This is a genomic window from Citrobacter sp. wls708 (assembly GCF_005281255.1).
In the GTDB taxonomy this organism is placed as follows: domain Bacteria; phylum Pseudomonadota; class Gammaproteobacteria; order Enterobacterales; family Enterobacteriaceae; genus Citrobacter; species Citrobacter werkmanii.
Window position 1 is genome coordinate 236,000 of sequence record NZ_SZXE01000043.1, and the last position, 12,942, is coordinate 248,941.

Below are 12,942 nucleotides of genomic sequence, written 5' to 3' on the forward strand. Positions count from 1 at the left end.
CTCCGGGATATCGGTCAGTCTCTATCATAGCGGGTTACGCCTCCTTTTTTAACCATCGCTGTTTTAGCTATCCGTGCGCGGTGGCCTTGCCCACAATGAATTGTGGGAGTATTTTAATCAAAATGTTCGTACACGAACAAATTGAGGAATTGAATGAGACTGATCGTAGGAATGACGGGGGCTACCGGCGCACCGCTCGGCGTGTCGCTACTACAGGCGCTGCGGGAAATGCCGGGGGTGGAAACCCATCTGGTGCTGTCGAAATGGGCAAAAACGACCATTGAGCTGGAAACGCCGTACAGCGTCCGCGATGTATCCGCACTGGCAGACTATTGCCACAACCCCGCGGACCAGGCCGCGACCATCTCGTCCGGATCGTTTCGTACTGACGGCATGATCATTATCCCCTGCAGCATGAAAACGCTGGCCGGTATTCGCGCAGGTTACGCGGAAGGGCTGGTGGGGCGCGCCGCAGACGTGGTGCTGAAAGAAGGGCGCAAACTGGTGCTGGTACCGCGTGAAATGCCGCTCAGCACCATCCATCTGGAAAACATGCTCGCGCTTTCCCGCATGGGCGTGGCGATGGTCCCGCCAATGCCCGCGTTTTACAACCATCCGCAAACGGTCGATGACATCACCCAGCACATTGTCGCGCGTGTGCTCGACCAGTTTGGGCTTGAACACCCTAACGCCCGTCGTTGGCAGGGATTACGACAGGCGCAGAATTTTGCACAGGAGAACGAATAATGGCATTTGATGATTTGCGCAGCTTTTTGCAGGCGCTGGACGACCAGGGACAATTGCTGAAAATCAGTGAGGAAGTTAACGCCGAGCCGGATCTGGCGGCGGCGGCCAATGCGACCGGGCGTATTGGTGATGGCGCGCCTGCGCTGTGGTTTGACAATATTCGCGGTTTTACCGATGCCCGCGTGGCGATGAACACCATCGGTTCATGGCAGAATCACGCCATCTCTTTAGGTCTGCCACCAAATACCCCGGTGAAAAAACAGATTGATGAGTTTATCCGTCGCTGGGATAAATTTCCGGTTGCCCCGGAACGTCGTGCGAACCCGGCATGGGCTGAAAATACCGTCGACGGCGAAGACATTAATCTTTTCGACATTCTGCCGCTGTTTCGCCTGAACGATGGCGACGGCGGTTTCTACCTGGATAAAGCCTGCGTGGTGTCGCGCGATCCGCTGGATCGGGACAACTTCGGCAAACAGAACGTCGGCATCTACCGCATGGAAGTGAAGGGCAAACGTAAGCTCGGTCTGCAACCGGTGCCAATGCATGATATCGCGCTGCACCTGCATAAAGCGGAAGAGCGCGGTGAAGATTTGCCGATTGCCATCACGCTGGGTAATGATCCTATCATCACTTTGATGGGCGCCACGCCGCTGAAATACGATCAGTCTGAATACGAGATGGCGGGAGCGCTGCGTGAAAGCCCGTACCCGATCGCTACCGCGCCGCTCACCGGTTTTGACGTACCGTGGGGCTCTGAAGTGATCCTCGAAGGGGTCATTGAAAGCCGTAAACGCGAAATCGAAGGTCCGTTTGGCGAGTTTACCGGCCACTATTCCGGTGGACGCAATATGACCGTGGTGCGTATCGATAAAGTCTCTTATCGCAGCAAACCTATTTTTGAATCACTCTATCTCGGTATGCCGTGGACCGAAATCGACTACCTGATGGGCCCGGCGACCTGCGTACCGCTTTATCAACAATTGAAAGCCGAATTCCCGGAAGTGCAGGCGGTGAACGCCATGTACACCCACGGACTGCTGGCGATTATTTCCACCAAAAAACGCTACGGCGGCTTTGCCCGCGCGGTGGGGCTGCGTGCTATGACCACGCCGCACGGCCTGGGTTACGTGAAGATGGTGATTATGGTTGATGAAGACGTTGACCCGTTCAACCTGCCGCAGGTGATGTGGGCGCTCTCCTCGAAGGTCAATCCGGCGGGCGATCTGGTGCAACTGCCGAATATGTCGGTGCTGGAACTTGATCCCGGTTCCAGTCCGGCGGGGATTACCGACAAGCTCATCATCGATGCCACGACACCGGTTGCACCGGATAACCGAGGTCATTACAGCCAACCGGTATGTGATTTACCGGAAACAAAAGCCTGGGCTGAAAAGCTGACCGCCATGCTGGCCAACCGTAAATAAGGAGTAGCAGATGATTTGTCCACGTTGTGCCGATGAACATATTGAAGTGATGGCGAACTCGCCGGTAAAAGGTGTCTGGACCGTATATCAGTGCCAGCATTGTCTGTACACCTGGCGTAATACCGAGCCGCTACGCCGTACCAGCCGCGAGCATTATCCGCAAGCGTTTCGCATGACGCAGAAAGATATCGACGATGCGCCAATGGTGCCAAGTATCCCGCCGCTGCTGGCGGAAGATAAGCGTTAATCAAAAAATGCCGGGTGCGGCGAAACCGTACCCGGCACAACGGCGTTACACCAGACTTTTTAACCGATAGATCCATTCCAGTGCCTGGCGAGGCGTGAGTGAATCCGGGTCGAGATTTTCCAGCGCTTCAACGGCGGGAGATGTTTCTTCCGCAACCGAAAGCAGCGACATCTGTGTACCATCGACCTGGGTTGCGGCAACATTCGGCGCGATGCTTTCCAGTTCGCGCAGTTTTTGCCGCGCACGTTTTATGACCTCTTTCGGCACACCTGCCAGGGCTGCTACCGCCAGGCCATAGCTCTTGCTCGCCGCGCCATCCTGTACGCTGTGCATAAAGGCGATGGTATCGCCATGCTCTAACGCGTCCAGATGTACATTCGCGACGCCTTCCATCTTCTCCGGTAACTGAGTCAGTTCGAAGTAGTGGGTGGCGAACAATGTTAATGCTTTGATTTTATTCGCCAGATTTTCTGCGCACGCCCAAGCCAGCGACAGACCGTCGTAGGTTGAAGTGCCGCGTCCAATCTCATCCATCAGCACCAGGCTGTTTTCGGTAGCATTATGCAGAATGTTGGCGGTTTCGGTCATCTCAACCATGAAGGTGGAACGACCGGATGCCAGATCATCCGCCGCGCCAACGCGGGTAAATATACGGTCGATAGGCCCTATCTCGACTTTTTGTGCCGGGACATAGCTGCCGATATACGCCAGCAGCGCAATCAATGCGGTCTGGCGCATATAGGTACTTTTCCCCCCCATGTTCGGCCCGGTGATGATCAGCATCCGGCGCTGTGGGGAAAGGTTGAGCGGGTTGGCGATAAACGGCTCTGTCAGTACCTGCTCCACCACCGGGTGACGGCCCTCGGTAATGCGAATGCCGGGTTTATCGGTGAAGATCGGACAGGTGTAATTCAACGTATAAGCACGTTCTGCGAGGTTGACCAGGACGTCCAGTTCAGCCAGCGCGCTGGCGCTCTGTTGTAAATCAGCCAGATGCGGCAGCAGCAGATCGAACAGCTCGTCGTATAGCTGTTTTTCCAGTGCCAGCGCCTTACCTTTGGACGTCAGAACTTTGTCTTCATACTCTTTCAGTTCTGGAATAATGTAGCGTTCAGCGTTTTTCAACGTCTGGCGACGCACGTAATTAATTGGCGCCAGATGGCTCTGTCCACGACTGATCTGAATGTAGTATCCGTGAACGGCGTTGAATCCGACTTTCAGCGTATCAAGACCCGTGCGTTCGCGCTCGCGGATCTCCAGTCTGTCGAGGTAGTCGGTTGCGCCATCGGCCAGCGCTCGCCACTCGTCCAGCTCTTCGTTATAGCCAGACGCGATGACGCCGCCGTCGCGTACCAGCACCGGTGGAGCTTCCACGACGGCGCGTTCCAGCAGTTCACGCAGCTCCGCAAACTCCCCCATTTTCTCACGCAGTATCTGCACCGGGGCGCTGTCTACGTTTTCCAGTTGCGCGCGTAGTTCAGGGAGTTGCTGGAAAGCGTGGCGCATGCGGGCCAGATCGCGCGGGCGCGCGGTACGCAGAGCGAGACGCGCAAGAATGCGTTCCAGATCGCCGACCTGACGCAGTACGGGTTGCAATTCGCTGGTGATATCCTGTAACGCGCCGATGGTTTGTTGGCGTTCAGTGAGGATTTTGGTGTCGCGGACCGGCATATGCAGCCAGCGCTTGAGCATACGGCTGCCCATCGGTGTTACGGTGCAGTCGAGTACCGAAGCCAATGTGTTTTCAACGCCGCCAGCCAGGTTCTGGGTGATCTCCAGATTGCGGCGGGGGGCGGCATCCATAATGATGCTGTCCTGCTGACGCTCCATGGTGATGGAACGAATATGCGGCAGTGAGGTACGCTGGGTATCTTTCACATATTGCAGCAGGCAGCCAGCAGCGCATAATCCGCGCGGGGCGTTCTCAACGCCAAAGCCAATCAGGTCTCGTGTGCCAAACTGCAGATTTAACTGCTGACGGGCAGTATCAATTTCAAATTCCCACAGCGGACGGCGGCGCAGGCCGCGACGCCCTTCAATCAGTGAGGTTTCTGCAAAATCTTCGGCATACAGCAGTTCAGCCGGGTTAGTACGCTGCAGTTCGGCGGCCATGGTCTCGCGGTCGGCAGGCTCGCTAACGCGAAAACGCCCGGAGCTGATGTCCAGCGTGGCATAGCCGTAGCCTTTGCTGTCCTGCCAGACGGCGGCCAGCAGGTTGTCCTGGCGCTCCTGTAACAGCGCTTCATCACTGATGGTGCCGGGCGTAACGATGCGCACAACTTTACGCTCCACCGGTCCTTTGCTGGTGGCCGGATCGCCAATCTGTTCGCAAATAGCGACGGATTCCCCTTGATTGACCAGCTTGGCAAGGTAGTTTTCTACCGCATGGTGGGGAATACCCGCCATTGGGATGGGCTCGCCTGCGGATGCGCCGCGCTTAGTCAGGGAGATATCAAGCAGCTGAGACGCGCGTTTCGCATCGTCATAAAACAGTTCATAAAAGTCGCCCATGCGGTAAAACAGCAGTATTTCCGGGTGCTGAGCTTTCAGCTTGAGATACTGCTGCATCATTGGGGTGTGGGCGTCGAGATTATCGATTGTACTCATGGAGTTGTGTCCAGTTCCCTGATTTTCAATGGTTTGCGATATTCTTGTTTTCGTTGTTATCACATAAGATGCACATGATAACGGAGATATGCTTTTCAGGGAAAGCGGGGAAGGATGACTTCTCGATCCAGATTCCGCTCCGGGGCGACTCAGACGATGACAATGTATTCTGGAGAGGGGAGAATCATAAATTTATCCTCTGGCATTCCCTCGTAGGTTGAGCCTCCAGAAAGCTTATAATTTTTCATTTTGCGGCAACGCATAATTCTGGCAGTACAGGTAGGGGATCCCTTCTTTGGTAATCAGATACGTCTTGCTATTTAGCGCAAAATAATCGACGTTGGATACGCTGGTATTGGTCAGGAAAAAGTCGGGGAGCAGTTCCTGAATAAGGCTGGCGGGGGCCGTTTCGCGATTGGATATTTGTATTTTCTGTGAAATCCAGACCGGACTTGAGCCGTAGCTGGATTGTGTAAACAGGACCATGCGTTGCACGGTTTGCTCATTATTTCTGGCATCTTTGATGATACCATCAACATTCACAATGCCTTTACTCCCGCCGATTTTAATATCAATAATCCCACGAAATGAGCTTGTATTACGTACTATTTCGATGGCTGAACGACAGGTCAGATTATGACGTTCACCTGTGTTTTTACTGAACCGATAGACGGCAGTAACCATGAGCGCAGCAAAACAGATCAGCAGGATTACACCTGTCCGGATGCGGGACGTTCGGGGATATAAATTCATTAGCTATCATACCGGGGGTAATAAACCGACTGACAGGCGTTGTCTTGCCTGGCTTTCATCGGTGAGCGACATACAAGCACGGACAATTTCTTTGACTCAGGATAGGTCGTAATATAAATGAATTTATTGCTCTGACACAATCCCGGATTGTTGTTGATAAACGCCGTATGCCGGGAGAAATTACTGGCATCATTGTTAAAGTAATACTGACAGTCAGTGGGCGTTTTGCTGACCGTGATATAGTTGGAAAAATAATCATCGCTGGCCTGCCATGGGTATAATATAAGCGCGCAAATTATAAGAGTCAGCGTCACTATGATTATTTCTGCGGTGGTGAACAAAGATTGACGCGGTGTCCCGGGCAACAGATCTTCTATAACGGTATCCGGGGCCACGGACTCTTCACCTGAAGAAGAGATCCCCTCTGGCGTCTCAATCGTCTGAATGTCAAACGATTCCTGGATAATCAACCCCTTGCGAGGGATGGTTGTGATTAGCGGTTGCTCCAGATCCAGCTGTAGCAAACTTTTGCGCAGGGAGAGAATGCTTTGATAAAAGGCATTGAAACTAACCTGACGATGGTTTTTACCCCAGCCAAACTCCAGCAGTTCGTTTTGTGAAACCACCTGGCCGCGATGCTGAATAAGTAATAAAAGACATAATGACGCTGAGTGTTTGAGTTTTATCTGCTGATTGGGTTGAGCTACTCGCGCCAGACATTGTGTGGCTGGCGTAAATATTATTTTATTTTCAATCAGATAACTGACATTGCCAGTCTCAGACATAGTAGTCTCTACTCTTGATAATGCGCCAGGTGGCTGGTAAGCCATGATACCACTTAGCCCATAATAGCTACCAGCATGGCCCCGATCCTACAACGAAAATCGCGAAGTGTTTCAAATTAGTATCATAATATAACAACAATGATAACTTTTTTAATAAAAATAAACCATATATAAATCAATGGATTGTGTCTTTTTGGCTACCTTGCAAAGAAGAGAAAGATGAAATAATGGCGGCAAAGATGATTGCCATTAATTCTTTATGGACAGCGCAATATACTGCCTGACGCCACCACGCGAAAACAGCATGTGTCTGAACGCGCCCACGGCACCAGGGAATGCCGGTGGCAGATGTAGAAGAGGGATAAATGTCAGCTTTCTTGAGGGCTGACATTTATTTTTGATGCTAAGTGAATTTTGATAAAGCCATAATTTGCGGTAGAGAGTCCCATGTTCCAGAAAGAAATTGAAAATGCTGTAGTACTTGTGGGTGATGAAATGAAGAAGTCAGATAATGCCTGGCTGTCGTTACGCAAAAAACGCCAGCGTATTGATCTGAAGGTTGATGGAAATATCTTGTTTCTGGAGAAAGGGACCGTCTCTGTTTATCGTGTGGAAAATGATCTGGTAACCGTGAGTATTTCTGCTCCGGCCATACTCGGTTTGCCGCAAATGCGCACTGAAGTCGCCGGACACTATTTACGTTGCGATACCGATTGTGAAATGTGGGCAATGAGCGTGCAGAACGCCGATCATTTGTTTACCGCTAAAAACTTATGGAAGCAGGCGTTTGATATCTTAACGCATCACCTGCAACGCTATTTTCAGCGTGAAGCGTTGCAGTCGCATCGCACCATTCGTGAGCAGATTATTGAACACGTAAAATTTATTTGGTCGATGGAACCTGAGGTGCGTGAGAAAACGTCCGTGTATACCTTTATTTTGACCCGTAATCATATCTCCCGCAGCGCCATCCACAAGGTTTTACAGGAACTGGTTAATGACGGGAAAATCACGTTAAACCGGGGAAAACTTTCCTTCTGTACTCCGTTATAAATTTATGCGCTCCCTGACATGATAAAAGGGAGCGCAGACGCTTAACGTTCTCTGAGTGCCTCCGCGCGAGCGCGAATAATCGGTTTTAACAGATAGCTGAGAATCGTTTTCCTGCCAGTGAGAATATCGACACTTGCTACCATGCCTGGGATTATCAGCATCGGATGCTCTTTCGTTCCCAGGTAGTTTTTGTCCGTTTGCAGGCGAACAATGTAAAAGCTTCGCCCCTGTTTATCGGTGACGGTGTCCGGACTTATCTGCACCACCTCGCCCTGCAGACCGCCATAGATGGTGTAATCGTAGGCCGTAAATTTCACCATTGCATGCTGACCCGGATGGAGAAAGGCAATATCGCGCGGCTGTATTTTGGCTTCGATTAACAGCTTGTCATCCAACGGAACGATTTCTACCAGATCGCTGCCAGGCTGGATGACGCCGCCGATGGTATTCACCATCACCTGCTGGACGATACCGCGCACCGGTGAAGTGACCATGGTACGATTCACCCGGTCTTCCAGCGCTTTTACGCTGGCCTGGGTTTTGCTCAGGTTGGTACGGGCCTCGTTGAGTTGAGCCAGCGCATCGCTCTGGAAGCGGCCTCGACTCTCGCCGATTTTATTCTCAATCTCTTTAATTTCTGACGCGGCTTTGGGCAGCGACAAACTAATAGAGTTGAGCTGCCCGGCGGTTTCCACTTCGGTACGACGCAGGCGCAGTAATTCCACTTTCGAAATGGCGCCCGAGGCGAGCAGCGGCTCGGACATTTTGATTTCCTGGCGTATTAACCCGAGGCTGTGCTTAAACTGCTCTTCTTTCGATTCAAAGTCGCGCAACTCCTGTTTTTTCTGCACCAACTGTTCTTCAAGTCCGGATATTTCGTTGTGAAACTGCTCCCGGCGGCTGTTGTACAGTTCAGTTTCTCCCCGCGCGACATCCGGCGCTTTGCTGGCAATCTCTGGGGAAATAGCAAAGTCCCGGTTTTCAACTTCCGCCGTCAGGCGCTCAACTTTTGCCCGCAGGCCGAGTTTATCCGCTTCTGTTTCGCCGACGTTAGAGGCAAAGCGCGTATCATCCAGATGCAGCAACGGCGTTCCGGGGTTAACAATTTGCCCTTCGTGCACATACAGTTCGGTGACGATCCCACCTTCCAGGTTCTGGATCTTTTGCAGTTTGGATGACGGGATCGCTTTACCTTCCCCGCGGGTGACTTCATCGATTTTCGCAAAGCCAGCCCACACGAAAGACAACACCACCAGCGCGAGGATCGTCCACAGCGTCAGTCGAATCACTCTCGGGGAGTCATCAATAATGGCCTGGCTGACTTCATTGATACTGTCAGTTTGATTTTCATCACGGCCATGAAAATAGTGCTGCATAGCGCGGCGGGCACGAGCCAGGAAATCAGCGAGATGCATTAATCTGCCCCTTTTTCAACGCATCCATCACCACAGCTTTCGGGCCATCCGCGATGATGCGTCCTTTATCGACAATAATCAGGCGGTCAACCAGCGACAGCATGGAAGCGCGGTGCGTAACCAGTAATAACGTTTTGCCCGCGATGCAGGGGACCAGCGCGTGTTTGATCTTCTCCTCGCTGGTGTTGTCCATCGAGCTGGTGGGTTCATCCAGTAACAGAAGAGGCGGATCCAGCAAAAGCGCGCGTGCCAGCGCTACCGCCTGCCGCTGTCCACCGGAAAGTCGGGAGCCGCGCTCGCCAACCTGCAGGTTATAGCCGTCAGGATGCAAGCGCGCAAAATCGTTGACGCCGGCCAGTTCTGCTGCCCGCAGCATGGTTTCGTCATCGATATAACGCGCGCCGCACAGCAAATTGTCGCGTAGCGTGCCATTGAACAACTGGATATCCTGCGGCACGTAGCCGATGCTGTGGCGCAGATCGTTCACATCCAACTGACGAGAATCGATACCGTCGATCAGAATATTTCCGGCGCTGGGCTGGTACAGATTGACCAGCAGTTTGCTGAGCGAACTTTTACCGGAACCACTGCGTCCGATGATGCCGATTCGTTCCCCGGGCTGAATGGTCAGATTAATTTTTTGCAGCGACAGGTTCTGTTGTTCCGGGTAGCTGAAATCGACATCGCGAAATTCTATGCTGCCCTGTAGCTGCTCACGTTTGAGCGGATTTTCATCCGCGCGACGCTCCTGCGCCAGCGACATCATTTTCTCGGTATTTTTGATGGTGAGCTTCGCCTGCTGATAACGGGCGATAAGGCCGGTTAACTGACCCAGCGGCATTAATGCCCGGCCGTTGAGCATGTAGCAAGCGATAAGTCCCCCCATACTCAGTTTGCCGCCGATAATCATGTACACCCCGACGATAATCATCACCACCCCGGAGATTTGCTGGAACCAGCCGGTCAGGTTGCTCGCCAGGCTGGACAACGTTTTCACCCGTAGCTCGAGGCGACTCAGGCTACCCAGCGTTTGTTCCCACTGAAACTGGCGTTCGCTCTGGGCATTGTTCACTTTGATGGCATCCAGGCTGCTCAGGGTTTCAATCAGCAATGCCTGGCGTTCGCTGGCGAGACTCATGGTTTTAGTGACTGCCGCGTTGACCGGTTTTTGTAACGCCCAACTGCACAACAAAGCAATCGGCAGCGTCAGGAGCGGGATCCAGGCCAGCGCACCGCCGATAATCCCGATAACGATCAGCAGCAGCAGGGTGAAGGGCAGATCGATAATCGTCGTCAGCGTAAGTGATGAGAGGAAATCACGCAGCGACTGAAACTCGTGAATATTCTGCGCAAAGCTGCCCACCCGCGCCGGACGTTCTTTCATCTCCATGCCGATAATGCGCTCAAACAGCGTTGAGGAGATGATGAGATCGCTTTTTTTGCCCGCAATATCAAGGCAGATACCGCGCAGCATTTTCAATATCAGATCAAAAACAAAAGCCAGGCAGATACCGACCGCCAACACCCACAGCGTGACCGTTGCCTGGTTAGGTACGACCCGGTCATAGACGTTCATGGTGAAGAGCGGCGTGCCGAGCGCAATCAGGTTGATCAGCAGGCTGGCCAGCACCGCATCCATATACAGGAAACGTGACAGCTTCAGGGTGTCTTTAAACCAGGATTTGGTACGTGGCAGAAAAGCTTCCGCCTGCAAATCGAATTCGTGGCGCGGATGAGCAAAAATCACTTTACCGGCATAGCTTTGTTCAAGCGTGGCGACATCGACGCAAATCTCCCCACCTTCGCTTTCGCTGGGCATAAAGCGGGCGCTGCCGTCGTCGTTCCATGCCAGTAATACTCCGGTTCCGCCACAACGCAGTAACAGGACTGCAGGCAGAGACATGGCCGGAATTTTATCGAGTGCGCGCGTGACAATCCGCGCCTTTAAACCGGCCCTTGCCGCCGCGCGTGGAAATATATTCAGCGTGAGCCGATCGTTTTCTAATGGCAACCCACTGCTTAATGTTGAACGGCTCGCCGGTTTACCGTGCAACGCACACAGAATGAGTAAGCTATCTAATAGCGGATCGTCATTATAACTGCGGGGATCGTGATGTTGAGAATTAGGAGAAGCATAATTCCCGGATACTTCATTTAATAATTCAGCTTGTGCACTCATTTTCGCAACCATTTCTGACCGTGCACGTTGAAATAATAGCAAGCTAATTATCAGCGTGCAGGTCAGAGATTTATTTTGGATTAATAATTATTAATGCAGATCCGGTAAGCTACTTTCTTGTTGTGAATCGACCGGTTGTCCTGATGGCGGCGGTGTGATTTTTAGAATATTCATTAATTCACCCGTGCGTTCGCTAATACGGTAGCCGCTGGTCATCGCCAGATAACGCAGTTCAACAAGGCGACGTTTAGAAGAAAAAACTTCATTTTCACTGTCGAGCAAATCCAGCAGCGTACGTTCGCCAAGACTGAATTGATCCTGATAAGCGGTGCGCACTTTGACGCTACGGTCGGCATATTCTTCCGCTGAAGGAAGCTGAGCGCGTGCGTTTTGTAACGCCGTCCAGGCCAGGCGCAGCTCCTGATTCAGCTGGCGTAGCGTGTTATTGCGTACGTCCTGCGCCTGTTTATGCAGATACGCGCGGGAGTTCATATTGGCTTTGTCGCTACCGCCCTGGTACAGGTTGTAATGCAGTTTTACCATTGCTTCCCACTCTTCAGTATGGGCGCGGGTGGTGTCGGTGTTATTACTAATCCCGCGGGAAAGCTCAACGTCCACGCGCGGATAGAAGGTTGATTTCGAGGCCTCATACTGCTGATGCGCGGCGTCGATATCCGCATTGGCGGATTTCAATAATGGACTGTTTTTTTCCATCCGACTTTTGGCGTCTTCCAGCGAGGTGGGCAACTGAGAGTCAATACTCTCGGGCAGGCTTAAACCTTGCGGATCCATGCCCGTCACGCTGACAAAAGTGGTTTTCGCGTCTTCAAGATTCGTCTGCTCGGTCAGCAAGTTATTACGCGCCTGCGCCAGACGCGCTTCGGCTTGCATAAAGTCCCCGGAGCGCCCAACCCCCTGATCGGTACGCAGTTTTATCTGGTCGTAAATGCGTTCGTGGTTCGCCAGATCGTCCTCAGCAAGGCGAACAAACTCTTCGCGTTGTAGCACGTCGAAATAGGCCTGAATGACCGCATAAGCGGTACTTTCGCTGGTGTTCATCACGCTCCATGCGCGCGAGTCAACGGTCGCTTTTTGCCGTGCAACTTCGCTGGAGGTGGCAAAACCATTAAACACATTTTGCTCAAGACTCAGCGTCGCTTCGTTAGGTGACTGGGTCAGACCGTTATTGCGTCCTGCCGCGCGAGTCGTTGCATCATCAACATTTTTGCGTCCGGCCTCTGCATTTAAATTGAGTGAGGGTAAATAGCCACCTTGAGCGGCCCGCAGTTCTTGCTCTGAAGAATAACGGCTATTTATTGCGGCATTAACTTCAGGATGATTAGCTAAAGCGTTTTTAACGGTATTTTGTAAGTCTTCTGCATTTACTGAGGATATTGAAAAGCATGAAAGCAGAAAAACTAAAAACTTCTTCATGACATGAATGCCTTATATGACACGGTTATGACATCCTGCTGTCGTCGCTATCATCCATTTTTACAAACACGTTATATTAATTAACAAAGGTAAATTGTCTTAATTGAAGCCTATGGTCAGCTATTCTCAGACATGTTTTGTCACATCGTGTTTTATTTTTGGTTATTTTTTATTATATTCATTTGCCAGTCAAGTCTCATGTAATTGCATTCTTTAAAATGTGTTTTTTTCTACATTGAGATATTAATGTTTACATTAAATGAATGTGATATTTGTTCGTTAATATATTAACGAT

Annotated in this window: 10 protein-coding genes; 4 read left to right on the forward strand and 6 right to left on the reverse strand. The window is 51.7% G+C overall.

The genetic code is table 11. The features are described 5' to 3' along the window. Positions 1-153 precede the first annotated feature (153 nt). The 3 genes from FDW97_RS22375 to FDW97_RS22385 are packed head-to-tail and all read left to right on the forward strand — an operon-like array spanning position 154 to position 2,421. A complete protein-coding gene (locus tag FDW97_RS22375; protein ID WP_038633137.1) occupies positions 154-747 on the forward strand; it encodes a non-oxidative hydroxyarylic acid decarboxylases subunit B in 594 nt (197 codons plus the stop codon). Continuing rightward, the gene (locus FDW97_RS22380; protein ID WP_038633134.1) at positions 747-2,174 is read left to right on the forward strand and encodes a non-oxidative hydroxyarylic acid decarboxylases subunit C; all 1,428 of its coding nucleotides are present in this window, start codon (positions 747-749) and stop codon (positions 2,172-2,174) included. The genes FDW97_RS22375 and FDW97_RS22380 overlap by 1 nt, the downstream gene beginning before the upstream one ends. Before the next feature lie 10 nt (positions 2,175-2,184). Continuing rightward, positions 2,185-2,421: a non-oxidative hydroxyarylic acid decarboxylases subunit D gene (locus FDW97_RS22385; protein ID WP_038633131.1), complete on the forward strand. Its 237-nt coding sequence runs from the start codon at positions 2,185-2,187 to the stop codon at positions 2,419-2,421. A gap of 45 nt (positions 2,422-2,466) precedes the next feature. Here FDW97_RS22385 and mutS read toward each other — a convergent pair whose 3' ends face one another. The 3 genes from mutS to FDW97_RS22400 all read right to left on the reverse strand — a co-directional run bounded on the left by mutS (position 2,467) and on the right by FDW97_RS22400 (position 6,611). Beyond that, complete coding sequence (gene mutS / locus FDW97_RS22390) at positions 2,467-5,028, reverse strand: DNA mismatch repair protein MutS (protein ID WP_137351639.1); 2,562 nt, start codon at positions 5,026-5,028, stop codon at positions 2,467-2,469. Positions 5,029-5,262: 234 nt separating this feature from the next. Further along, entirely contained in the window at positions 5,263-5,781 is a 519-nt protein-coding gene (locus FDW97_RS22395; RefSeq protein ID WP_110497003.1) for a hypothetical protein, read from the reverse strand. Continuing rightward, on the reverse strand, positions 5,781-6,611 hold the full coding sequence (locus FDW97_RS22400; protein ID WP_249359808.1) for a winged helix-turn-helix domain-containing protein: 831 nt from the start codon (positions 6,609-6,611) through the stop codon (positions 5,781-5,783). Before FDW97_RS22400 ends, FDW97_RS22395 begins: the two co-directional genes overlap by 1 nt. A gap of 450 nt (positions 6,612-7,061) precedes the next feature. On the opposite strand from FDW97_RS22400, the gene FDW97_RS22405 reads away from it, so the two are divergent. Next, positions 7,062-7,619: a helix-turn-helix domain-containing protein gene (locus FDW97_RS22405; RefSeq protein ID WP_249359809.1), complete on the forward strand. Its 558-nt coding sequence runs from the start codon at positions 7,062-7,064 to the stop codon at positions 7,617-7,619. 41 nt (positions 7,620-7,660) lie between these two features. Here the strand turns inward: FDW97_RS22405 and FDW97_RS22410 are convergent, their stop codons facing one another. The 3 genes from FDW97_RS22410 to FDW97_RS22420 all read right to left on the reverse strand — a co-directional run bounded on the left by FDW97_RS22410 (position 7,661) and on the right by FDW97_RS22420 (position 12,647). Next, on the reverse strand, positions 7,661-9,034 hold the full coding sequence (locus tag FDW97_RS22410; RefSeq protein WP_087856931.1) for an HlyD family type I secretion periplasmic adaptor subunit: 1,374 nt from the start codon (positions 9,032-9,034) through the stop codon (positions 7,661-7,663). Further along, complete coding sequence (locus FDW97_RS22415; RefSeq protein WP_249359810.1) at positions 9,021-11,213, reverse strand: type I secretion system permease/ATPase; 2,193 nt, start codon at positions 11,211-11,213, stop codon at positions 9,021-9,023. Before FDW97_RS22415 ends, FDW97_RS22410 begins: the two co-directional genes overlap by 14 nt. Before the next feature lie 90 nt (positions 11,214-11,303). Beyond that, complete coding sequence (locus tag FDW97_RS22420; protein WP_121529486.1) at positions 11,304-12,647, reverse strand: TolC family outer membrane protein; 1,344 nt, start codon at positions 12,645-12,647, stop codon at positions 11,304-11,306. Positions 12,648-12,942 lie beyond the last annotated feature (295 nt).